The sequence below is a fragment of the Lysinibacillus sp. FW301-JW8 genome, assembly GCF_058788755.1.
In genome coordinates, this window is sequence record NZ_JBYTBB010000017.1 from 32,059 (window position 1) to 53,949 (window position 21,891).

The following is a 21,891-nucleotide window of genomic DNA, read 5'->3' on the forward strand; positions in this document are numbered from 1 at the left end:
ATGTACATAATTATAATTTTTATCCCTTTCGTTGATACGAAGGGGGTTTTTGTGGGACTGTCAATATTTTTGTGTGACAGTCCCATGAGCAACAATACTTTGGTTTTTGGTCAAATAATAACTTTCAAGTAAACTTAATAAATACTAATAGGTGGCTAAACGTTTTTGTTGTGATTCTTTATTTTGAAAATGAACGATTTTCCCAGTTAGTCGTATTACATATAAATCATTATTGTATGGAGTAGATCTCATGGATGAAAAGGATTTAATTCGAAAGGCGAAAAAGGGAGATACATTGGCTCTTTCGAAGCTGCTACAACAGAATTATTCGTTCCTCGTAAAGTATTTAATGAAAGTTACCCTTCATCCACAAATCGCAGAAGATTTAACACAAGAGACGATGATGAAGTGTATTGAAAAAATCCAACTGTATAATGGTGAATCCAAGTTTTCCTCATGGCTCATCACAATCGCAACGAACCTTTTTATCGATCAACAGCGTAGAAAGAAGCGGGAGAAAAACTGGCTAGAGCAGGAACAAGCGCTCCGAAAAATGAAATGGAATGCAGCCATTATGAACGAAGAATGGACTGATGTACTTGATGTACTTGCTCAAATTAATGAAGAAATACGTATGTCAATCGTGTTAAAGCATTATTACGGATATTCATATGAGGAAATTGGAAAAATGATGGGTATTGCAGAAGGAACAGTAAAATCTCGAGTTTCAAATGGTCTAAAAAGTGTACGAAAGGAGTTGGCTGAACTTGAAGGAGTATGATTCTAAAAATAGTAATTCTATGTTGGATGATGAAGATGAATTAACGGTTAAGCAATTAATAGATGGTTTAGAAAAACTGGATCAATGGAATCCAGTATCTACTCCAAACTTACAATGGTTTCAACAATATGTTGAATTAGAGAAAAAAAGAATACGAAAAAAACAATGGAAAGACCTCCTCACGTTTATCTCTGTTGCAGTATTTGTGCTTTCGGTTGGGATTGCTGTCGTTTATCGTCAGCCAATTCTTTTTCTTTATTTTCAGCTTGTGGGGATTATCTTATTGCCCTTAGCTCTTAACAAAACTAGAAAGAAGGTCAGGAATGAATGATCTCAAACAAACTAAGTAGCACACCGCTTTGGTTATGCGTCGTGATTGCATTCATTCTGATTTGTCAGAGCTCATGGATGTTTTGGGATGCACGGAAGAGGGGACACAATGCTTGGCTATGGGGCTTTTTAGGCCTTATTCAATTTCCAGCATATCTTATTATCTATCTTGTTTTTGCAAGAAAAATATTTAAAAGAAAGGTCTCAGGATCAAATTCCTGAGATTTTTTTTTTATTTTTTTTTCGTGAGTGAACGATTAGACGAACGTAATCGTATTAAGGGTGAATAAACAATTTGGAGGAGGGAAACAAGAATGAACTGTTTAATAGAGTCTTATAGTAAATAAAACAAATATTGATATTTATATGAATCTTATACTGAAATCAAGGAGGTTACTTATGACAAAGCAAAAAAGTGTTAAAGGACTATTCATTTATCTCTTGCTTGGAATCATTGCATTCGTTCCCTTATATCTTAAGGCACTATCGACACTATCGACAAACCCGGCCCAATTAGAGCAAGCGAGGGAAATGATGGGGATTTCAGGATTACCTGAAATGTTAGCCTTACTTGGCACACTTCCCAATTATATTTTCTTAATCATTGCTCTTGTTATAGGTTTTTTTACTGCTCATAAAGTTGGTTTAAAATCTGTGATTATGCACCCGAATGCTAGAGAAAAGTCAAAGTCAGAGTGGATAAAAGGTATTAAACTAGCTATCATACTCGGTTCGATTGCAGGAGTTGTTATAAGAGGATTCGATTATCTTTTATTCCCACTCTTGCCGGAGAGTCTAAAAGAACTAATACATCCTTATAATGCAATAGAATTTTTAGCAGCTTTACTCTACGGAGGGATTGTTGAGGAACTATTAATGCGTTTTGGGTTTATGAGCTTGTTGGTTTTTATTTTTTGGAAACTATTTGATCGAAAATCAGCAAAACCTTCGAACTGGGTCTTTATCCTTGCAATATTTGTTAGCGCATTATTATTTGCAATAGGTCACTATAGTGGAACTGCAAGTGTGACAGAAATGACCGCATTCATTTGGTTCCGAATGATCTTATTGAATGGTTTACCCGGCTTCTTCTTTGGCTGGATTTATTGGAAGCACAATCTAGAACTTGCGATGCTTGCACATATGTTTGCTCATATTGCCATGAATTTTCTAATGTTGATTGTCTCCTTTTTTATGTAAAAATATATATGGTGCATATACACTTTGAAAATTTGCTTGTGTAAAATATAACTATATGAGGAGCTAGACAGGAAAGGAGAAGGGTATATGAGTGAAAAAAGCAAATGGATATACTGCCCAATTTGTAGTTCAAAAACACGCACTAAAGTATATGCGAATACAATATTAATTAGTTTTCCTCTTTACTGTCCAAAATGTAAACAAGAAAGTTTAGTAAACATAAAAAAATTTAAAATTATCATAGTTAAAGAGCCAGACGCTAAGACGCAGAGCCGATAAATTGAGATATATGTTAACCTCAATATAAATCCTATATGGTTTTAATACGTTACTTCAAGCAACTGGATTTAATCGAATCATCAATGGGCTGCTACCTTCTGATCAAACAGTTGGAAATGGCTATACCGAAAAAGAAATCAGTGATAATAAATTATTTTCTTATCATGTTGTCAACGATACGATCATTAATCAGGCTTTGAGTTTAAATGACAATGTCAATGAGGTAAACAGCATCGTCTTCCCTTCAGAAGTACCTGTACTGAAACTAATATCCTCAGACTTTCAAAAACGAGTAAAAGATGGAGATGAGATTCAAAAAAGTCACGTAAAACGACTTGGTGCAAATGCCGAGTCCCAAATGATTGACGGCTCTCATGGATTCTTTCAAACGCATGTCACAGAGATCCATGATGCCACAAGTACTTTCCTTAAAAAAATCGACTAAGGACTTGTTACAAATACAGACTAAAGGGAGCTAGAAATATAATCTCAGCTCCCTTTTTATCTTTAGATATGAATGTACTTCAACAAACGCACCATGTTAGTGCAACGTCTTTGTATTGTTTAAGTTTGTCCCAAGCAAAGCGAAGATTGTTTAAACTTGATTGAATTCTTTTTACATATAAATGTTCAGAAATATCATTTGGATTTAATTCAGAAAGATCAATATCAATTTTCCCATCACGACTAAACTCAGTAATGTCTCCATTGCAAATTTATATGCCTTTGTTAATTCAATTGTTAAAACACTTGCTAATAAGATGTTGGAATGAAATTTTATCGAAGGAAGATGAGGAATCTCTGGTGAAATAAATTAAAGATTGTGAAAAGATGTTCTTCAACTCCCATGAAAGAACGTAATAATCTTTCATTTTCTGTGGTTTAGTGTTGATTTTACGCGACATGGATGGCTAACGGTGCAGTTTAGTTGAAGAAAAAATGGTATAATTTAATAAAATAAATGGTAAATAAAGGAAGGGGAATGTATTCAATTGACAGCAAAGATACGGTTGTAGAGTTAAATGAAATGCCCCAATCATCTGTAGGTGCCCCAATCCCTGTAGTTTTGTCTGCTGAGTCAAAGACCGTAGTTTCATATTATATTCAAGAAAATGAATCGGATTATATGAATGAGTTTGAATTAATAGCGATTATTTCTTTCGAAAGATGCAGTTCTACAATGTTTGGACCACCTAATGATGAAGCTTTTAGTGGTCATCCATTATATACTAAGGGCTTAAGACCATATTCTGCATTCATAATAGAAAATTCATCGTGGTTAAGAAATTTGATTGAAATGAACTCTGTTCATCCCTATCATAATGAAACATATTTTAATGACTTAAAACACTTTGTTTTATCATTTCACGATTCTACCTTTGAATGTATAGCTGAAAGTTTTAGTATTGAAATAGTAAACGATACCATCTCAAATGTAATTAACCTAATGAAAGAAAAATTAAATTTTTAGTATTTATGATTTCAGGTCTTATTATGCTAACGGAGCAGCATAGCAGGCCTCTGCCTTATGAATAGACTGAACGAAGGAATGTAAGCGCAAATGACGCTAAGAGACATGGGAGGGTACGTCATCATAAGTATCGCAGAGATCCATTGTGCATCACATAGTGGATAAAAAAGCTAATGATTTCCATTAATTTTAGCGAAGCGCACACTCAGATTGTAAATTATAACTATAAATTAAAAATACTGTTTATAAATCAAGTGGAAAAATATTTTTTTCACATCACGAAGTGATGGAAACCGTTGATACATCAATGTTTATAGAGGGAGTTTAGTTGAAGAAGAAATACTATACTATTTACATTATTACCAGAAAAGATGGTGGGCTAATGGAAGAAGTTCTAAAAGAAATTTTGTCTCCGAGTAATCAATATAAAGTTCAAATTATTAAACGTAAGGATGGTCTTTTTACCATAGAATTATATAGGTGGCAGGAAGACTACGGATATGAGTATTGGAGTCCTATTAAAAATGGATTGTCTTTGATTGAGACAGAGGAAGGTGCAGTAACATTGGCCATTGAACATTTAAGAGAATATTCTGGGAAATTATCAATCCTTTATTACTTCACTAACAGGAATGATTGTTCAATTAGAGCGATTGCTTTTTATGCTAACGAGGCAGTTTAGTGGAATAAGCAGTCAAATATAGAGAACACTAAATTTGAGGTGTTTTCTTATGAGAAAAGTTCTTATATTAATTATTGCCATTTCTCTTTTTGCTGTTTTAACAAAAACTAAAGCAATGATAAATGAATATGATGAAATTGCAAAGTCTGATAAAGCGGATGTTACCCTTTATGCTAAAAAGATGAACGGAGTATATGCAGATTTTAAAATTGATTTTCAAGGCGTGGTTCTTAGAAGACCTTATTGGATAAATACAACAAGTCCTACTTGGTCACCTCAAATTATCTATGAAGACATCAATAAAGATGGAAAAAATGAGTTAATCATAATTTTGACCAAAGGTACTGGTACTGGAATATTAGAACGAGAAGTTCACGTTTTTCATATCCAAAATCAAAGAATAAATAAGGAACTTGTTGAAGTACCAGTTGAAGTTCTTGTTGATGATCCGATTGCAATAGTGTTAAAAAATGTGAAGATTAAGTTATTACCTAACAAAGCCATTATTAGTATTGGAAAAAAGAAATTTAAAATTAATATAAAACCTTTAAAATTTGAACCCGAACATTTATTTCCTGATATATACTTTGGCAATCTTATCAACTTTGAAATAAATGACAATCAACTTATTGCGAAAATAGGGGGTCAAATTTCTCCAGCAGGTGAGAGTATAGGGTATATTCAAATTACGTATATGTATAAGGATAAAATGTATCAAGCGAAATCAATTAAATTTAATCCAATTGAATAATCGGGGTGCTTTAATCGAAGAAGATAGCAAAATCAGAAGCAACAATCTTTGAGAAAACAGCTATATTAAAAGAGCATGCTTAATATAATTTCTGGAATATTTCCCCATTAAAGGGCGCTTTAATGGAAGAAATATCATAGAAATGATCAATCTTTTTTATAGAAGAATGATTCAATAAAATTTATAAAGAGCACGTTTTGATTAAATTTTTTAAAAACACGCTCTTTCTTTTTGCTTGTTTATCAAGGCTATTAGGTATTTTAAATTCTTAATATAAGCTACAGACTTTCAACGATATGTTGAAAGTAGGATTGTGAGTTATTGTGGAAATTTAAAACTAATTTTACGTTCTTTTTTATCCCAAATAAGGTGGGCATTAAAAGTTTTCTCTCCTTTTTTAAATCCTTTTATCAAGTCTGTTTCACCAGTTGCCAAGAGTTTTTTCATATTCGATTGTGAAATAGTTTTTCTTAAAAGTTTCTTTGAAACCGAGAATTTACAATTAGCTGTTTTATAATTTGAACATCCGTAAAAAGTGCCATGATCTATGATTGACCCCTCGCAAAGGATACAATTCCCAACAACTGTTTTTTCTTTATTATATCTTTTATTGTACGGATTATTTGCAGTGATTTTATCGACTGCATTTTGATTAAATGCCCATTCCTTTTCACGCTTGTTAGCATCTGAAATCAATTTGTCAGCAAGCTTTTTTACTTGTTCCATAAATTCTTTAGGAGAAGCGTTGCCTTCACCTATTTCAGATAGTCGTTGCTCCCATTTGGCTGTCATGGAAGGGGACGTTAAGATACATTCACCTAGTGCGTCAATTAGTAACATACCTTTAGCCGTTGCAAAGACTTGGTTTTTCTTAACTTCGATATAGTTTCGATCTTTTAATGTACCAATAATTCCAGCGCGTGTAGCTTCAGTACCTAATCCTTCCGTTTTCGATAAGACCTTTTCTAATTCCGCATCTTCTAAATGTTTACCAGCTGTTTTCATTACGGTAATCAAATTACCTTCAGAATAACGATTTGGTGGTTGGGTTTCACCTTTTTTTACGTTCGCTTTCGCAACGATACCTTGCTCATTTTCATGTAATAGGGGGAGCAGTTCATCTTTGTCTGTAGGTGAGTTATCTTTAGAATGATAAATAACCTTACGCCAACCTTCTTCCATTAGCACTTTGCCCTTAGAGATGAATTCTGCACGTTTATCAACAAGTGAATGAATCGTTGTATAAGAAAATATGGCATTGTTGTAATGTGCAGCAATGACTTGTCTTGCGACTAAATCATAAATCTTTTCTTCTTCTGTACTTAGCATTGCTACGTCTGGTATTTGCTCTGTAATAATAATTGCATGGTGATCGGTTACTTTTTTTTCATTCACATATCTTTTATTATTCATAATTGAACTTGTCGGTGGCGGAAGAAGACCTTTATATTTATCAATTTTACTTAAATGCTCTAGTATCTTTGGTAGTGTTTTTGCTTCTTCATTCGTTAAAAATTGTGAATCAGATCGTGGGTATGAAACTAAGCCTTTCAAATAAAGTTTTTGTAAAATATCGAGCGTCATTTGCGGTGAGAATTTATAGGCTTTGTTTGCTGTAGCCTGTAACGCCGATAGATTGAATAGCAAAGGTGGTGCATATTCCTTTGTTTCTTTTTTGATGCTTGTAATTTCTACGTTCTTATTGATGCAAAAATTGGCTGTAGCAATTGCTTGTCGTTCCTCTTGAAGTCTTGAAATATTGTTCTTCTGCCATTTGGCTTTTAACATTTCTCCATCAAAATTAAACTCAGCTTCCACTTCCCAAAATGTTTCTGATTTAAAATTCGCAATTTCATGCTCTCTCTTAACAATTAGTGCAAGTGTAGGTGTTTGTACACGTCCAATTGAAAATACATCTTTCACACCATTTCGTTTAAGGAGTACAGTGTATAATCTGGATGTGTTGATGCCAATTAGCCAGTCTGAACATGAACGACTTAGTGCTTCAAAATAAATATCACGTGTTTTCTCTTCAGGTAGTAAGTTTGCAAACCCATTTTTTACTGCGTTTTCTGTTAAAGATGATATCCATAGACGTTTCATCGGTTTATTAACACCGCACACTCTCAAAATGGTGCGGATAATTAATTCACCTTCACGTCCAGCATCACCACCAATGATGATTTCTTGAATGTCGGGTCTTTTTACTAAACCTTTGATTACATTAAATTGTTTATATTTTGATTTTGTCACTTTATATTCGAATCGATCTGGAATAATCGGTAATGTTTCTAAAGTCCATTTCTTCCATGTTGGATTATATTCCTCAGGTGCTTTCAGCTCGCATAGATGCCCTATCGCCCATGTAATTAGTGCCCCATCTGGAAAATATGTGTTTGGCTTAACTTCAAAATAACCAGCTTTTTTTGTAAAAGAAAAGGGGGCAGCTAATTTTGCTGCTTGGTCTGGCTTTTCTGCAATTACTATTTTCATATATCCTTCTCCTATTAATAATAATTACAACTTCTTGTATAATAATTATAAATTAATTTTCAGTATAACAGTTATGCAAATAATTATGTCCATCTATTATTAGGGAATCTAATTTTGATAACTAATAATCTAGGCTATTATACATTGTAATTAAGTCCATTTTTATGTAGATAATGTACAACAAGTGTCGTTTTAGAGGAAAGCTTAGTGGAGAAAATGGCAAAAGTATTAGATAGCTTGAAAAAAGGATTACCTTACGAGTATGAAATTCAATTTACCAAAAAGAAAAGGGTTATTGACAACTCGAAAGTAGAAAGCCATAGTGCGATTATACCGACATATGTTATTCCAAAAAAGCTATCAAACGATGAGGCTATTGTTTATCATGCAATAAAAAATCGTTTTATAATGCAGTTTATGCCAGTTGCAGAATTTGAGGAAACTCGCATTTCAACGAAAGTGAACAGTAGCGAGATAAAAGGAATGTTCGAAACAAAAGGGAGAGTTCAATTAGTGGAAGGCTGGAAAAAGGTAGAGGACATTCAATCGACTGATGTCATTCTCCCTCTTATCAATCAAAATGAACTAGTTTCTATAGTAGAGCATAAAATTACATCCCATGTCACAACTCCTCCAAAACATCACATTATTAAGGGTGATGGAGACGTGTGGGAAAGGGGTAGAAAATGAAGATAGCAATGACATTATGGTTGCTATTTTAAGTGGCTATAGCATTGGTACCCCGGCTACGAGAGCTGAAACGATAAAAAAGCTGATAACAGTTGGCTATATAGCAATGGAAAATAAAAATTTAGTGTGTACAAAGCTTGGAAAAAACTTAGTAGAAATATTTCCAGTTAAAGACTTATTTGATTTAGAGTTCACAGGCAGATTAGAAAAAACCTTATTAGAAATTGAAAAAACAAGGTTTACGAAGGAACAGTTTTTACATTTAATTGTTAATTTTACTGTAAATGCTGTTCATACAATTAAACAAAGTGAAGATGTGATACTTAATAAAGTCACGCGGGCAAAGAAAAAATTCGAAGTGCTGGGAAAATGCCCATTGTGTGGACATGGTGTAATTGAAGGGCAAAAAGGTTTTGGCTGTAGTAACTGGAAAAAGGGCTGTAAATTTGTTATCTGGAAAAATGATAAATTTTTAACCTCTCTAAAGAAGAAGCCTACGAAAACAATGGTTAAGAAATTACTAGTCGATGGAACAATATTCGTAAAGGGATTAACGAGTAAAAAAGGCAATAAATTTGATGCCTATTTAAAATATGAGAAAAACCCCGATAATGAATATTTTAGCTGGAAGATGGAGTTTGATGAAAATACAGGTTCAAAGTAAGTACGGGCTCCAGTTTCATCAATTTTAAATGTATACGAAAATGATAATTTACTGATGTTTTATTATTGTGTTCCTTGACTCTATTTATTTGAAAGGGAACATTATGTTATAGTGGGATTAATTCCAAAGAAAAAATATTAATAGTAATTAAAGATGTAATGTTCAGCAATTACAGGAGGTTATTGAATGGAAGTACTAGTGGATGTTTTAAATAGAAAGGGAGCTAGAAAGGCTAGTGATATTCCGAAAGAAGTATTAATGCTGCTAAATCAAGGTAAAATAGAGAGTGTTAATTTAACGGAATGGCAAGCTGTTCACCATATTACTTTATTAAAAAATGTTCTACCATCCATAGGGTTGGAAGAAAAATTAGAATTTGTTTTAACTGAAATAGAAAAGCAAAAAGTAGAAACAGGAATGAAGGCAATACGTTTAATTGGAAGTTTATTAGATACAATCGTCAAAGATGAAAGTGCTACTAACAAAGAGAATATTATCAAAAAATGCTCTCATCATGTATCGGATAGTGTACGATGTTGGGCAGCATTTATGAATAAAAGTAATGATTATACTTTAGAAGAGAAATTGTTGTATATCCAGCCTTTTGCCGCAGATCATCATTTTGGTGTTCGGGAAATTGCTTGGATGGCAATTAGAGAGGATCTTTCAGCAAATATTGAGAATAGTGTAGATTTGCTAATTGAGTGGGCGAAAAGTGAAGACGAAAACATTCGTAGATTTAGCTTGGAATCAATTCGTCCTCGTGGAGTATGGACCAAGCATATTGAAATTTTAAAAGAAAAACCACACATTGCGCTCCCCATTTTAAATTTATTAAAATCAGATTCATCCAAGTATGTTCAAGATTCTGTTGGTAATTGGTTAAATGATGCTAGTAAAACGCAACCAGATTGGGTCAAAAACCTTTGTGACGAATGGCAAAAAGATTCTCCATCGAAGGCAACAGTGAGGATCATTAAAAAAGCTCAAAGAACGATTGTGAAAAATTAGCACAATCCTATTGAATTGCACCCCGATTGTTAGACACTCTAACAATTGGAGGTACAGTTCAGACTCGCCATCAAACAATTGGGGTGTATTTGTATGATTTTTTATTCAACTATTATTTTACAAAAGGATTTTCAATATATGGTCCTTTCACTGTAATCGTCATTAGCTGGGCAGCCATAAATTTAGGTGAATAAGGCATATCATTTTCTAACCACCAAACAATAACCTCGAGAAAGGCAGCAGCGAAATATCTGATGGCCATTTCACGGGGAACTGTAAGCTTTTTATCATCAGGTTGCATATAATTTATGCCATTTGATACAAAATCAATGATTATATCCTTCATACCTGAGGAGAAATAGGGAATGTTTTTTTCTGTTAAAAATACTTTGTATAATTTGCTGTTTAAAGAAATTTGTTCAAATAAGTGCATAAATGTATCATGTGGCTGATCCTCAACTTTAAAAAAATCCAATTTCATCTTGTCATCAAATGTAAAGTTTATACTTCCGACTAAATCACCTAGTATTTCCTCTGAGCTTTGATAAAGTAAATCGAGTTTATCACGATAATGTAAATAAAAGGTAGCGCGATTTAAGGTTGCTCGTTCTGTTATATCTTGTACAGTAATTTTGTCATAGCCTCGTTCATCAATTAACTCCACCAATGCATCCCTTAGTAACTGGCGTGTTCGAATGACACGAGGGTCCATTTTCTGTTTTTTCTTCGACATTTTCATGCTCCCTGTATTATTTTTTCTATTTTAGCAACACTAACAATTTTATTGTTGATAATGCATCAAATGGCTAAATTGTGTTGATTGCCCTTTAATAGATGGCTGATATAATTATCTTAACGACACAGTGTCGATAATACAACTAGTTGTTAATGTGTTCACGAATTAGTCATTTTATGAAATACAATAAATCGTGCATTCACTTTTTTAGAATGAATGCTAATCTAGAAAGGATGTTTTATATGGGGCGTTTAGCTGGTAAAGTAGCTATTATCACAGGTGCAGCAATGGGAATGGGTGCTTCGGAAGCAACATTATTTGCGAAAGAAGGGGCAAAGGTAATCGCTACAGATGTTCAAATCGAGCCATTAAACAAGTTGGTCAAGGAAATTAAAGAAAGCGGTGGCGATATAATTGGCATCCAACATAATGTGACATCAGAAGAAGAGTGGAAGTCTGTTATTGCTGAGGCTGTTAAGGTATATGGAAAAGTAGATGTGCTAGTAAACAATGCTGGTGTTTCTTCACCAAAAACGATTGCCAACATGGAAATGGCGGAGTGGAATAAAATTATGGATATTAACCTAAATGGCTGTATCATAGGCATGAAATATGTTATTCCTGAAATGCAAAAAGCAGGAGGCGGCTCAATTATCAATATTTCTTCAATTGGTGGCATTGTTGGGATGGCAGGTACAAGCCCATACACAGCAGCAAAAGGAGCACTTCGTGTTCTATCAAAATCTGCGGCTATTGAATATGGTAAAGATAAAATTCGTGTCAATTCTGTACACCCAGGGATTATCGTTACACCAATGACGGCTCCAACAATGGAAGAAGGAGGAGCACTACCATTCTATCAAACATATACACAACTCCCTTATTTCGGTGAACCAGAGGATGTTGCTCATGGTGTAGTCTTTTTAGCATCGGATGAATCTCGTTTTATGACAGGTGCAGAATTAGTCATCGATGGTGGTTGGACTGCTATTTAAAATTAAAGTAGAACAATAAAACTAGGTGTCACAGAATGTGAGCCTAGTTTTTTTGTTTATCTGTAAAATTCGCGGGAGAGAAATCAAGGGAAAAGGTTAAGAAGCGGAGTAATTACTTGGCTTAAGAGGAAGCTGTCAAAGAAGTGCTCAGGTTCCCAAGAAAATCGCTCGGGTAGACCGAAGAAGTGCTCAGGTTCCCAAGAAAATCGCTCGGGTAGACCGAAGAAGTGCTCAGGTCCCCGAGAAAATCGCTCGGGTAGCCAAAGAACTGCTCAGATCCCCGAGAAAATCGCTCGGGTAGCCAAAGAACCGCTCAGGTCCCCGAGAAAATCGCTCGGGTCAATCAAAGAAGTGCTCAGGCCCCCAGAGAAACTGCTCAGGTAAGCCAAATAACTACTCAGTTCCCCGGAAAACCGCTCGGATAGACCAAAGAACCGCTCAGCTCCCCGGGAAAACCGCTCGGGTAGGCTAAAGAACTGCTCAGCTCCCCAAGAAAACCGCTCGGGTAACCAAAGAACCGCTCAGGTCCCCGAGAAAATCGCTCGGGTCAATCAAAGAACCGCTCAGCCCCCAAAGTTAATCACTGCCGAACAGTTTCAAATAGCTAAAAGACTATAGCTCGCCAAAGTTTAAAATAGCACAAACATCACTATTTTCTCTGCATATCATAATGAGGTAAGCGTTTTCTTTTATTTATATAGAAGAAAGCCATTACATTTCTGTCAAAATGGGAACAAAATCAGGGGAAGAATCTTGCAAAAAATTTAGTAAAATCAACACATGTCCTAATGACGATAATTTCCGAAAACTAGACGATTTAAGCTAATTCAGACAAAGATTTGTACGAATATATGAATTTCATAAAAAATATTTGTAAAAACCTTAACTATTTCATATGAAATCCGTATAATAAATCAAACAGTGCGAAAATTGTCCATTTTCTATCGGTAAATTGCGTGAATTTTTTAAATTGTATTGACGTGAGGAACGATAATTTGTACACTGTGTACATTCAATTGTTTTTTGGAGGAATACAATTACTTTAAATAGTTAGGATTTGATAGATATGATCGTATGTAAATTTGGTGGAACATCTGTAGCAAGTGCAGAACAAATTCAAAAAGTAGCAAACATTGTAAAATCTAATCCGGCACGTAAAATCGTTGCCGTTTCAGCACCAGGGAAACGCTCTGGGGATGATATAAAAGTAACTGATTTATTAATTCTTTTAGCAATGGCAGCCGTAAAAAATGAAGATACTGAAGAGAAAGTCCAAACTGTAGTCAACCGTTTTAAGGCAATTGCAGATGGTTTGGCATTAGATAATGCCATTTGTGACGTGATTGCGGATGATTTACGTGAACGTGTACAGGGCGATAAATCCAATAAGGAATTATTTATTGATAGCATTAAAGCGGCAGGTGAAGACAATAATGCTAAACTTATCGCAGCATATTTCAATTCGATTGGTATGCCGGCACGATATGTAAGTCCAAAAGAGGGATTAGTGGTCAATGATTTACCAGAACGCACTTATGCATTACCTGAGGCATATATCAATTTAGCACCACTTAAAAACACAAAAGAAATTATTGTTTTCCCAGGTTTCTTCGGTTACACTAAAGCGGGCGTATTGCGTACATTTGACCGTGGTGGCTCTGATATTACAGGCTCTATTCTCGCAGCAACTGTGGAAGCAGAGCTTTATGAAAACTTTACGGATGTGGATTGTGTGTTCTCTGCGAATCCGAAAGTCGTGAATGATCCAGTGGAAATTAAAGAAATTACGTATCGCGAAATGCGCGAATTATCCTATGCAGGCTTTTCCGTGTTCCATGATGAAGCGTTGATGCCTGTCTACAAGATTGGGGTGCCAGTTAACATAAAAAATACAAATAATCCATCAGCCCCAGGTACTCGTATCGTACCAAGCCGTCCTGTAACAGGTCGTCCGGTTACAGGTATCTCGGCAGACAGTGGCTTTTCAACTTTATATGTCTCTAAATATTTAATGAATCGTGAAGTAGGCTTTGGACGTAAGCTGCTACAAATTTTAGAGGATGAAAATATTTCATATGAACACACACCGTCTGGTTTAGACGATATTTCTGTCATTATGCGTTCCAATCAATTAACACCAGACAATGAAGCACGCATTTTGACACGCGTGAAAAATGAATTGCAGGCAGATGATGTGCAAATGCGTCATGGCTTTTCAATGATTGTTATTGTGGGCGAAGGCATGCGAAACAATACAGGTTTAGCGGCACGTGCAGCTACTGCGATTTCCAAAACAGGTGCAAATATTGAGATGATTAATCAGGGTTCATCTGAAGTAAGTCTAGTTTTCGGTGTGCTCCAAGAATTTGAAAACAAAATTTTACAAGCACTTTATGGAGAATTTTTTGCACATGTGCAAGCATAAGGAAATAAACACTAATCCTTTTACCTGGATTAGTGTTTTCTTTTTAGCTAGAATACGGTAAAATCGAGGACGTACATAGATAGGAGGGCTTTCTGTTGAAAAATTTATCATTTGGTATGCTGTTATCAGTAATTGGGATACTATTTGTGTGTCTTACAATCATGGATGTTTTACCATCCTCGACAAAAACTATGAAATTTGTCTATATCGGCATTGGCTGGATATTCATCATTGCTGGGTCCGTTATTCGGTTTAAAAATTTAAAACAAAGACAATAAGTCATATCAAGAAATTAAATTGTTTTAAAACATAAATTTATGATACAATTTCAAAGAAAATGAATAATTTGAGTAGTTTGAAGTTGTGATGCTGTGCGAAAATTCAGAAGTTTCAAATTGAGGTTTATTAATATAAAAAATGGACAGTACAAATTCTTCTTTGTAAGAATTTGTTTTTTTATGGCTGTAATCGCCATAAGTAATTGTTCTAATTTTGATCTAGGAGGCGATATAATGCCAATACTTCGTAAAGAGGATATTCATATTTTCGAACATTATGTTGCTCTACAGACAGATTCACCGATGAAGGTCGTATCCTCAGCTATGCACAATGCAGGCTTTGGCTATTACACACATTTCATGAATCGGTCAGTACCGTATACATATGATGAACGGAAGCCACATCTGGAATTACAACAATTTTTACAAAAAGAGGGCTTTCCAATCGATAACACTGTGGCAATGATGACAGCTGTCTATGCAAAATTTGCTACAATTCGAGAATTTACTGATGAAGGAATCCACCTAATCGTTATGATAACGGCTGGACTCGGCAATGCCGTAGATATTACACGTGCCTATCATCGTCAGGAGCAGTATCATGCGGGCACAATTAATACTTGGGTACTAATTAATGGGAAACTATCAGATGAAGCTTTATTTCAGGCGATGATCTCTACAACAGAGGCAAAGGTTAAGGCCATTATCGATGAAGGTATTATTGATCCTACAACTGGTACACAAGCTACTGGTACCTCAACAGATAGTTTGCTTATTGCGTCAACAGAGGAAGGGGAGTACCATCAATATGCTGGCCCGATTACGATGCTAGGAAAAGTTATAGGTTATGGTGTGTATTCGACAATGCGAGAGGCGATTCAAAAATATAAAAAAGATAAAGAGGAGAATTCATGATGATGGCATTGGTCGTTGCCTGTATCATCGGGCTTGTTTATGATTTATTAGTGGGTGATCCTCCAAAATTGCCTCATCCAGTTCGTTGGATTGGAAAGCTGATTCAATCTCAAACGGAATTATGGAATAAAGGGAAAATGAGAAAATTCCGCGGCATGGTCATGGCACTTGCTGTAGTGGGCACAACTATGTTTGTAGTGACGGCTATTCTCCTAATAAGCTACCAAATCAGCTTGCTATTAGGGATTGTGGTGGAAGGGCTTCTTATTGGTATTGGACTGGCTCAGCGCAGCTTAAAGGAGGCTGCAATGGCAGTGTATGAACCCCTTGTTAAGGGGGATTTTGCAGAAGCTCGTGTGAAGCTATCTTGGATTGTTGGCCGTGATACCGAAAACCTAGGTGAGGATGAGATTGTGCGCGGTGTTGTAGAAACAGTGTCAGAAAATACAAGTGATGGTGTAACAGCACCATTATTCTATGCTTTTTTATTTGGCGCCATTGGTTTATGGGGCTATAAGGCAGTAAACACATTAGATTCGATGGTTGGCTATAAAAATGATAAATATAAAGATTTTGGCATGTTTTCTGCGAAGCTCGATGATGTTCTTAATTTTGTTCCGAGTCGTATCACAGGCCTACTCATTGTATTTGGTACAAAAAATGAAACGGATGTACCCCTTAGAAAACGCCTAAAACGCTGGGCACAGGATGCCAAGAAGCATCCCAGTCCAAACAGTGGTTATTTAGAGGCAGCAACAGCTGTACAACTAGGGGTACAGCTTGGTGGTAGAAACACCTATCAAGGGGTTGTATCACACCGAGCAATTATGGGAGAAAAATTAGTTCCCTTAACAAAGGAGCATATCGCTACATCCGTTATACATATGAGAATAGCGACATTACTCTTTACACTTATTATGTTAGCAGTGGAGGTGTTAATATTTGCAATTACCTAATCATGGAGCGAATCCACAAAATGTCTATCGGCAGCTAGGGCTTGTTATGCCAGAAGAGGTCTATGATTTTAGCGAAAATGTTAATTCTGCAGGGCCGCCTCCGTTTGTGGAGGCACGCTGGCGAACATTTTATCCGCTTATTCAACGATATCCGGATCCAGATGGTGAGCCATTCCTCACAAAGGTTACAGCTTTTCATCATGTAGCAAAAGATTCTATCTTACTTGGAAATGGGGCATCTGAGCTTTTTACTGTACTTGCTAGACGCTATGCATGTAAGCGTGTCATCATTGTCCATCCAACTTTTTCAGAATATGAACGAACATTGCAAGCTGTTGGTGCAGATATTGTATCGATTATCGTAAAGGATATCGTTCAATATGCATTACCGATAGAGCAACTAAAGCGAGAAATGGTGAACGCTGATGCTTTATATATTTGTACACCCAATAATCCGACAGGCGTGCTACCTCAAAAAGTAGAGCTAGAACAGTTGATTATACACGGAGCAAACGTAAACTGTGAGCTTATTATTGATGAAGCCTTTATTGACTGGGTGGATGAAGGATGTTCATTAATTGGACATGTATCGAAAAATCCACATGTGCTTGTTGTGCGATCGATGACAAAAATGTATGCTATTCCAGGATTGCGATTGGGCTATTTAGTTGCGAATCCAGCAGTTGTAGGAGAGCTAAAGGGTATGCTTGCTCATTGGAATTTAAATGCCTTTGCGCTTGTTATAGGTGCGGGCTGCTTAGACGAGCACCACTATTGTCAGCGAGCTATTACTTATGCAAAAAACCAGCGAGAAACATTACAAAGTTATTTACAAGAAAATGGTTGTCAGGTGACAAACAGTGTAACCAATTATGTATGTTTTGCATTACCCAAAAATCAGTCAGCAGATGCATTTTTTACGTATTGTTTATCGAAGGGTGTTGTACTGCGCCATACTAAAAATTTTCTAGGATTAAATGGCGAATGGTTCCGTATTGGTATAAAAGATATTACGGCTATGACTTATTTACATAACTGTTTGCAGACTTGGTTTAAAGCAAATTAGGAGTGAGAAGAGTGACAACATTTTATCTAGTAAGACATGGCGAAACGATGTGGAATAAGGAACATCGTTTGCAGGGGTGGTTAGATTCACCATTATCTGAAGTAGGTGTTTTACATGCGGAAAAGCTACAAAAATATTTAAAGAAGATATCTTTTGCTGCAGCTTTTAGTAGTTCAAGTGGTCGGGCAATGGAGACACTGCACATTCTTGTTGATGATCGCCAGCTCCCAACATTTTATGAGAATGATCTAAGAGAAATTTATTTAGGAGACTGGCAAGGTAAAACGGTTGAGGATATTCTAAAAACACACTGTTCAGAGTATGAATTATATACGAATTATCCTGCTCAGTTCGTTGCTACTCATACCGAAAGCTTCGGTGCAGTGACAGAACGGGCAATGTTTACGCTTAAGAAAATTGCAGAAAAATACCCACAAGACAATGTCTTAATTGTTTCTCATGCTGTCACAATTAAATGCATTATTAATGCCATTTTAGAGCGTAGTATAAATCAGCTATGGGCAGAGCCGTTTATCAACGGTACAAGCGTTACGATAGTAGAACACGTTGAACAGCTATGGCATGTGAAAGAGATAGGTACCATTAATCATCTGCAATAGGAGGTGTTTACATTGCCATTAATTTTCATTACTGGTGGCGTACGCAGTGGTAAATCCCATTTTGCAGAAAAAACTGCGATAGAGCATTATCAGACGAGATCGGTGCAGGCATTGCGTCTTATTTATATTGCGTCTGGAATTGCACTGGATCGTGAAATGGAGAAACGAATACGATGTCATCAGGCTGATAGACAGTCTCATCAAATCCCATGGCTGACGATTGAAGCCCCTTATAAGATGGTAGATTCGTTTCAAAGTCTAAGGGATGGTGACGTTGTATTATGGGATTGCGTCACAACATGGCTAACAAATGCTTTTTATGAGGGCTTTGATAAGGGAACGCCATGTGTAGAGCAGTCGGGCTGCTTAGAGGAGAAGCTAAGTGTTTTAAAAATAGCTGTAAGGTCGTTACTTGATAAAAATATCACGCTTATAGTTGTTTCGAATGAATTATTTGATGAGCCCCCGTATCTCAATGAGGAGGTAGAATTATACCGACAAATGCTAGGGGATTTACATCAATGGTTTGTTTTGATGGCGGATGAAGCTTTTGAAATAAATTATAGTATCGTAAAAAAATGGAAATGATGTCCTTGAAACTAAAATGAAGGAAGGCAAGACGATGAAAAATTTCTGGCATAGTCTATTACTTGCATTTCAATTTTTTACGGTTTTGCCGGTACATAAAGAACTATCATTAACAAAAGGAACTGTTACAGGAATGTTCGCCTTTTTACCATGGGTAGGTGCATTAATGGGTACTGCAACAGCGGCAGTGATCTACAGCTTAACCGAATGGACTGCGAGCAGTGAGATATTACTGTCCTTTGTGATTATTGGACTATTCGCTTTACTCACTGGGGGTTTACATTTAGATGGTTTTATTGATATGGGAGATGCCTATTTTTCGTATCGGGATCGTGAGAAGCGGTTAGAAATTTTGGATGATCCGCGTGTCGGTGCATTTGGTGTGCTCTCTGTGTTATTTTTAGTGCTAGGAAAATTTGTGATACTTCATGAATTATTCATGCAGCAGAAATTCGCACTTTGGATGCTTATTTTTGTTCCATTATTAACGAGAGTCGGCATGAGCTTTTATTTTATGTCACTGAAATGTTCAAAAGAAAAAGGGCTTGCCTACTTTTTTAAATCCAATATTAAGCAATATGTACTTGTTGGTTTCATGCTTATCTCATTAATTGTAGCCTATACAATCGTATACCTTATTGCAGGCTTTACATTTGTACCAATTGTGCTTCTAGCGGTTTTAGCTATGGCTCTTGTAGTTTTTCGGCAATTTACACTACGCAACTTTGGTGGCGTTTCTGGTGATTTACTCGGCGCTTCCATTGAGGGGATGGAGGTAGTATTATGGGTAACACTGTTATTGTGCGCTTAATGAGGCATGCACCAACAAAAGAGAATTTGGAAAAGCGTTATCTTGGGTGGACTGACTCATCATTAGCTGATACATCTATACTACCAATTGTAGATAAAAATGCTATGAAAGTATATGGCAGTGATTTACGACGTTGTAGAGAAACGGCTGCTCATTATTTTCCGAATGCTGCTTACATAACTGATTGGCGATTTCGAGAGACCAATTTTGGGGAGTTTGAAGGAAAAACGTATGAGGAGTTAAAATCTGATTGTCGTTATTGTGCATGGTTAGATGATCCTGTGCTGTCTCCACCCCCAAATGGGGAGGGCTTTGCTGCATTTTGTCAGCGTGTGAAGGATGGTTTTTCTTCGTTACCAAAGAATGAGGATGACTATTATGTTGTTGTACATGGTGGTGTTATACGAGCCTTGCTTGTATATTTTGCTCCAGTGGAGAAGCCCTTTTGGTCGTACAATGTACCACATGATAAAATGTTTACCTTAACATTTTCAAGGAAAGCTTGGGAGGAGGGAAATAGATGCATGTCTTTATCGGAGGGGCCTATAATGGAAAAACCGACTATGTTATGACATTACTTGGAGATCAAGAGGTTGAGTTAGTTGATGGTTATCTGCCTGAATCTATTCCTGTGTGTGATGTATTAGTTATAAAAGGCTTGGAAAAGTGGCTTGTCACACAAAATCTAGAGGAGGATGAGGCTCTTGTCAAAGCCATTCTAACAAGACTACAGGCTCTAGAAGAAAATAGGACATTGTATATCATAGTTACTGATATGGGACGCGGAGTTGTGCCGATGGAAAAGCCGGCACGATTACTACGTGATACTTGTGGGCGGTTGTACCAAGCTTTATTTGCTGAAGCAGAATGTGTCGTGCGCATTTGGTACGGAATCGCAGAACAAATTAAATAAGACAGAAGAGAGGAAATGGAATGAATCGACAAAGATTGACGAAATTGACGCTCACAGCCATGGTAGCCGCCATTTGTGCAGTTGGGGCGGTGATTAAAATACCAACAATTATATCGACTGCTGCGTTGGACTCTGCTCCTGCATTTTTAAGTGTCGTATTTTTATCGCCAGTTTTAGCGGGAGTTGCAGGGAGCATTGGGCATTTTATTACAGCCTTAACGACTGGATTCCCATTTGGACCATTACATATCATTATCGCAGCAGAAATGTTTTTCGTTGTCTGGATATTTGGGATGATGCATAAAAAAGGTATGCATTTCTGGAAATGGCCTGTGGCACTTTTTTTAAATGGTGTGGTAGCACCGTTACCATTTTACTTTATCATAAGTCCAGCTTTCTATTGGGCTTCGCTGACTAGTCTTCCGTTGGCAACTCTTATTAATTTAGTAATTGTTGCCATCGTCATACCGATACTCTCTAAGGTGTTTCTACGTAAGGATGGGCGAGTACATTGAGAAATGCAGTTAAAATAGGCGGGCTTATTGCGACTACTGATAATGCTGCAGCGATTGGTGAAAAGCCACATGATATTGTGTCAGCTTCAGATAAACTCACGGCTTACTTTACAGCGCGTGTTACATTTTTAGAGCAGCTTGCAGCAAATGCTTTACCTACACATATTATACTAGCTAATTTTTCAGGAGATGCTGAGTGGTCTCGTTATGTGGCTGGCATACAGCAAGTGTTTGAGGAGGCTTGTCTAATATGCCCGCAGATAGATGGTAGTACGGAGTCCAATATGCCAACTTTACAATCTGCTTTATCGGTTACAATGCTTGGTGAGACGCAAAAACGCACATCTTACGTGCTTGAGCACCTTAGTTGGTATACGTATGGACTGCCACTTATAGGCAATGAAGTTCTTGCGCAGCCAGAGGATGTTGCACAGCTTCAAGCTATATACCATGCATGGAAAGAGGAAATTGTTCAGCAGGTTTGGCCTGTTGGGTCAAAGGGACTACAAGCAGAATTTACCCGGCTTTTTGGCAAAGTACAGGTTGAAAGTGTATTAAATATTGAGAAAAGTGCTGGGCCTTGTACTGTAATATTACTTGGGATACATCCTGAAAAAGAGCAGCTGGCACAAAAAATTTTTCCTAGAAATTTTAAAAAACTATGTTAAACTACATCCTAAAAAACGGATATCATTGAGCAGTGATCCAATCAATATGTAAA

Annotated in this window: 24 protein-coding genes and 1 pseudogene; 23 read left to right on the forward strand and 2 right to left on the reverse strand. The window is 36.4% G+C overall.

Annotation, left to right across the window (positions count from 1 at the left end):
* The first annotated feature begins 250 nt into the window (after positions 1-250).
* From sigY to AC3WOM_RS09325, 8 genes are all read left to right on the forward strand, one after another.
* Positions 251-781 (forward strand): RNA polymerase sigma factor SigY, encoded by a 531-nt coding sequence (gene sigY / locus AC3WOM_RS09290; protein ID WP_492446365.1) that lies wholly within the window; start codon positions 251-253, stop codon positions 779-781.
* A complete protein-coding gene (locus tag AC3WOM_RS09295; RefSeq protein WP_492446366.1) occupies positions 768-1,112 on the forward strand; it encodes a YxlC family protein in 345 nt (114 codons plus the stop codon). Before sigY ends, AC3WOM_RS09295 begins: the two co-directional genes overlap by 14 nt.
* Positions 1,113-1,510: 398 nt before the next feature.
* Entirely contained in the window at positions 1,511-2,311 is an 801-nt protein-coding gene (locus tag AC3WOM_RS09300) for a CPBP family intramembrane glutamic endopeptidase (RefSeq protein WP_492446368.1), read from the forward strand.
* 87 nt (positions 2,312-2,398) lie between these two features.
* Positions 2,399-2,590 (forward strand): cysteine-rich KTR domain-containing protein, encoded by a 192-nt coding sequence (locus AC3WOM_RS09305; protein ID WP_402787379.1) that lies wholly within the window; start codon positions 2,399-2,401, stop codon positions 2,588-2,590.
* A gap of 196 nt (positions 2,591-2,786) precedes the next feature.
* Entirely contained in the window at positions 2,787-3,035 is a 249-nt protein-coding gene (locus AC3WOM_RS09310; protein ID WP_492446369.1) for a hypothetical protein, read from the forward strand.
* 537 nt (positions 3,036-3,572) lie between these two features.
* Positions 3,573-4,061, forward strand: coding sequence for a hypothetical protein (locus AC3WOM_RS09315; protein ID WP_492446371.1), 489 nt, complete (start codon positions 3,573-3,575; stop codon positions 4,059-4,061).
* A 328-nt stretch (positions 4,062-4,389) separates the two neighbouring features.
* Positions 4,390-4,743 (forward strand): hypothetical protein, encoded by a 354-nt coding sequence (locus tag AC3WOM_RS09320; protein ID WP_492446372.1) that lies wholly within the window; start codon positions 4,390-4,392, stop codon positions 4,741-4,743.
* A gap of 49 nt (positions 4,744-4,792) precedes the next feature.
* Positions 4,793-5,494 (forward strand): hypothetical protein, encoded by a 702-nt coding sequence (locus tag AC3WOM_RS09325; RefSeq protein ID WP_492446374.1) that lies wholly within the window; start codon positions 4,793-4,795, stop codon positions 5,492-5,494.
* A gap of 318 nt (positions 5,495-5,812) precedes the next feature.
* Here AC3WOM_RS09325 and AC3WOM_RS09330 read toward each other — a convergent pair whose 3' ends face one another.
* Positions 5,813-7,987, reverse strand: coding sequence for a DNA topoisomerase III (locus tag AC3WOM_RS09330; protein ID WP_492446376.1), 2,175 nt, complete (start codon positions 7,985-7,987; stop codon positions 5,813-5,815).
* Positions 7,988-8,164: 177 nt separating this feature from the next.
* Between AC3WOM_RS09330 and AC3WOM_RS09335 the strand changes: the two are divergent.
* A pseudogene (locus AC3WOM_RS09335) lies at positions 8,165-9,341 on the forward strand (DNA topoisomerase); the annotation flags it as partial.
* A gap of 186 nt (positions 9,342-9,527) precedes the next feature.
* Positions 9,528-10,352, forward strand: a complete 825-nt coding sequence (locus AC3WOM_RS09340; protein WP_492446377.1) for a DNA alkylation repair protein — start codon at positions 9,528-9,530, stop codon at positions 10,350-10,352.
* A 112-nt stretch (positions 10,353-10,464) separates the two neighbouring features.
* Here the strand turns inward: AC3WOM_RS09340 and AC3WOM_RS09345 are convergent, their stop codons facing one another.
* Positions 10,465-11,085 carry a TetR/AcrR family transcriptional regulator gene (locus AC3WOM_RS09345; protein WP_492446378.1) on the reverse strand — a complete coding sequence of 207 codons (621 nt, stop codon included), beginning with the start codon at positions 11,083-11,085 and terminating at the stop codon, positions 10,465-10,467.
* A 245-nt stretch (positions 11,086-11,330) separates the two neighbouring features.
* Between AC3WOM_RS09345 and AC3WOM_RS09350 the strand changes: the two genes are divergently transcribed.
* The 13 genes from AC3WOM_RS09350 to AC3WOM_RS09410 all read left to right on the forward strand — a co-directional run bounded on the left by AC3WOM_RS09350 (position 11,331) and on the right by AC3WOM_RS09410 (position 21,838).
* Positions 11,331-12,083, forward strand: coding sequence for a glucose 1-dehydrogenase (locus AC3WOM_RS09350; RefSeq protein WP_427538199.1), 753 nt, complete (start codon positions 11,331-11,333; stop codon positions 12,081-12,083).
* A gap of 1,066 nt (positions 12,084-13,149) precedes the next feature.
* Positions 13,150-14,508: an aspartate kinase gene (locus AC3WOM_RS09355; protein ID WP_492446380.1), complete on the forward strand. Its 1,359-nt coding sequence runs from the start codon at positions 13,150-13,152 to the stop codon at positions 14,506-14,508.
* A gap of 95 nt (positions 14,509-14,603) precedes the next feature.
* Positions 14,604-14,786 carry a hypothetical protein gene (locus AC3WOM_RS09360; protein WP_427538205.1) on the forward strand — a complete coding sequence of 61 codons (183 nt, stop codon included), beginning with the start codon at positions 14,604-14,606 and terminating at the stop codon, positions 14,784-14,786.
* Between the two features lie 234 nt (positions 14,787-15,020).
* Positions 15,021-15,701 carry an adenosylcobinamide amidohydrolase gene (locus AC3WOM_RS09365; protein WP_492446383.1) on the forward strand — a complete coding sequence of 227 codons (681 nt, stop codon included), beginning with the start codon at positions 15,021-15,023 and terminating at the stop codon, positions 15,699-15,701.
* Positions 15,701-16,657, forward strand: a complete 957-nt coding sequence (gene cbiB, locus AC3WOM_RS09370; RefSeq protein WP_492446434.1) for an adenosylcobinamide-phosphate synthase CbiB — start codon at positions 15,701-15,703, stop codon at positions 16,655-16,657. Before AC3WOM_RS09365 ends, cbiB begins: the two co-directional genes overlap by 1 nt.
* Entirely contained in the window at positions 16,644-17,723 is a 1,080-nt protein-coding gene (locus tag AC3WOM_RS09375; RefSeq protein WP_492446385.1) for a pyridoxal phosphate-dependent aminotransferase, read from the forward strand. The genes cbiB and AC3WOM_RS09375 overlap by 14 nt, the downstream gene beginning before the upstream one ends.
* An 11-nt stretch (positions 17,724-17,734) precedes the next feature.
* Complete coding sequence (locus AC3WOM_RS09380; protein WP_492446387.1) at positions 17,735-18,343, forward strand: histidine phosphatase family protein; 609 nt, start codon at positions 17,735-17,737, stop codon at positions 18,341-18,343.
* A 3-nt stretch (positions 18,344-18,346) separates the two neighbouring features.
* On the forward strand, positions 18,347-18,931 hold the full coding sequence (locus AC3WOM_RS09385; RefSeq protein ID WP_492446389.1) for a bifunctional adenosylcobinamide kinase/adenosylcobinamide-phosphate guanylyltransferase: 585 nt from the start codon (positions 18,347-18,349) through the stop codon (positions 18,929-18,931).
* Between the two features lie 34 nt (positions 18,932-18,965).
* Positions 18,966-19,742: an adenosylcobinamide-GDP ribazoletransferase gene (gene cobS / locus AC3WOM_RS09390; RefSeq protein WP_492446391.1), complete on the forward strand. Its 777-nt coding sequence runs from the start codon at positions 18,966-18,968 to the stop codon at positions 19,740-19,742.
* Positions 19,715-20,314, forward strand: a complete 600-nt coding sequence (locus AC3WOM_RS09395; protein WP_492446393.1) for a histidine phosphatase family protein — start codon at positions 19,715-19,717, stop codon at positions 20,312-20,314. The genes cobS and AC3WOM_RS09395 overlap by 28 nt, the downstream gene beginning before the upstream one ends.
* Positions 20,263-20,655, forward strand: a complete 393-nt coding sequence (locus AC3WOM_RS09400) for a bifunctional adenosylcobinamide kinase/adenosylcobinamide-phosphate guanylyltransferase (RefSeq protein ID WP_492446395.1) — start codon at positions 20,263-20,265, stop codon at positions 20,653-20,655. Before AC3WOM_RS09395 ends, AC3WOM_RS09400 begins: the two co-directional genes overlap by 52 nt.
* 20 nt (positions 20,656-20,675) lie before the next feature.
* Entirely contained in the window at positions 20,676-21,170 is a 495-nt protein-coding gene (locus tag AC3WOM_RS09405; protein WP_427538229.1) for an ECF transporter S component, read from the forward strand.
* Positions 21,167-21,838, forward strand: a complete 672-nt coding sequence (locus AC3WOM_RS09410; RefSeq protein ID WP_492446396.1) for a hypothetical protein — start codon at positions 21,167-21,169, stop codon at positions 21,836-21,838. The genes AC3WOM_RS09405 and AC3WOM_RS09410 overlap by 4 nt, the downstream gene beginning before the upstream one ends.
* The last annotated feature ends 53 nt before the right edge of the window (positions 21,839-21,891 follow it).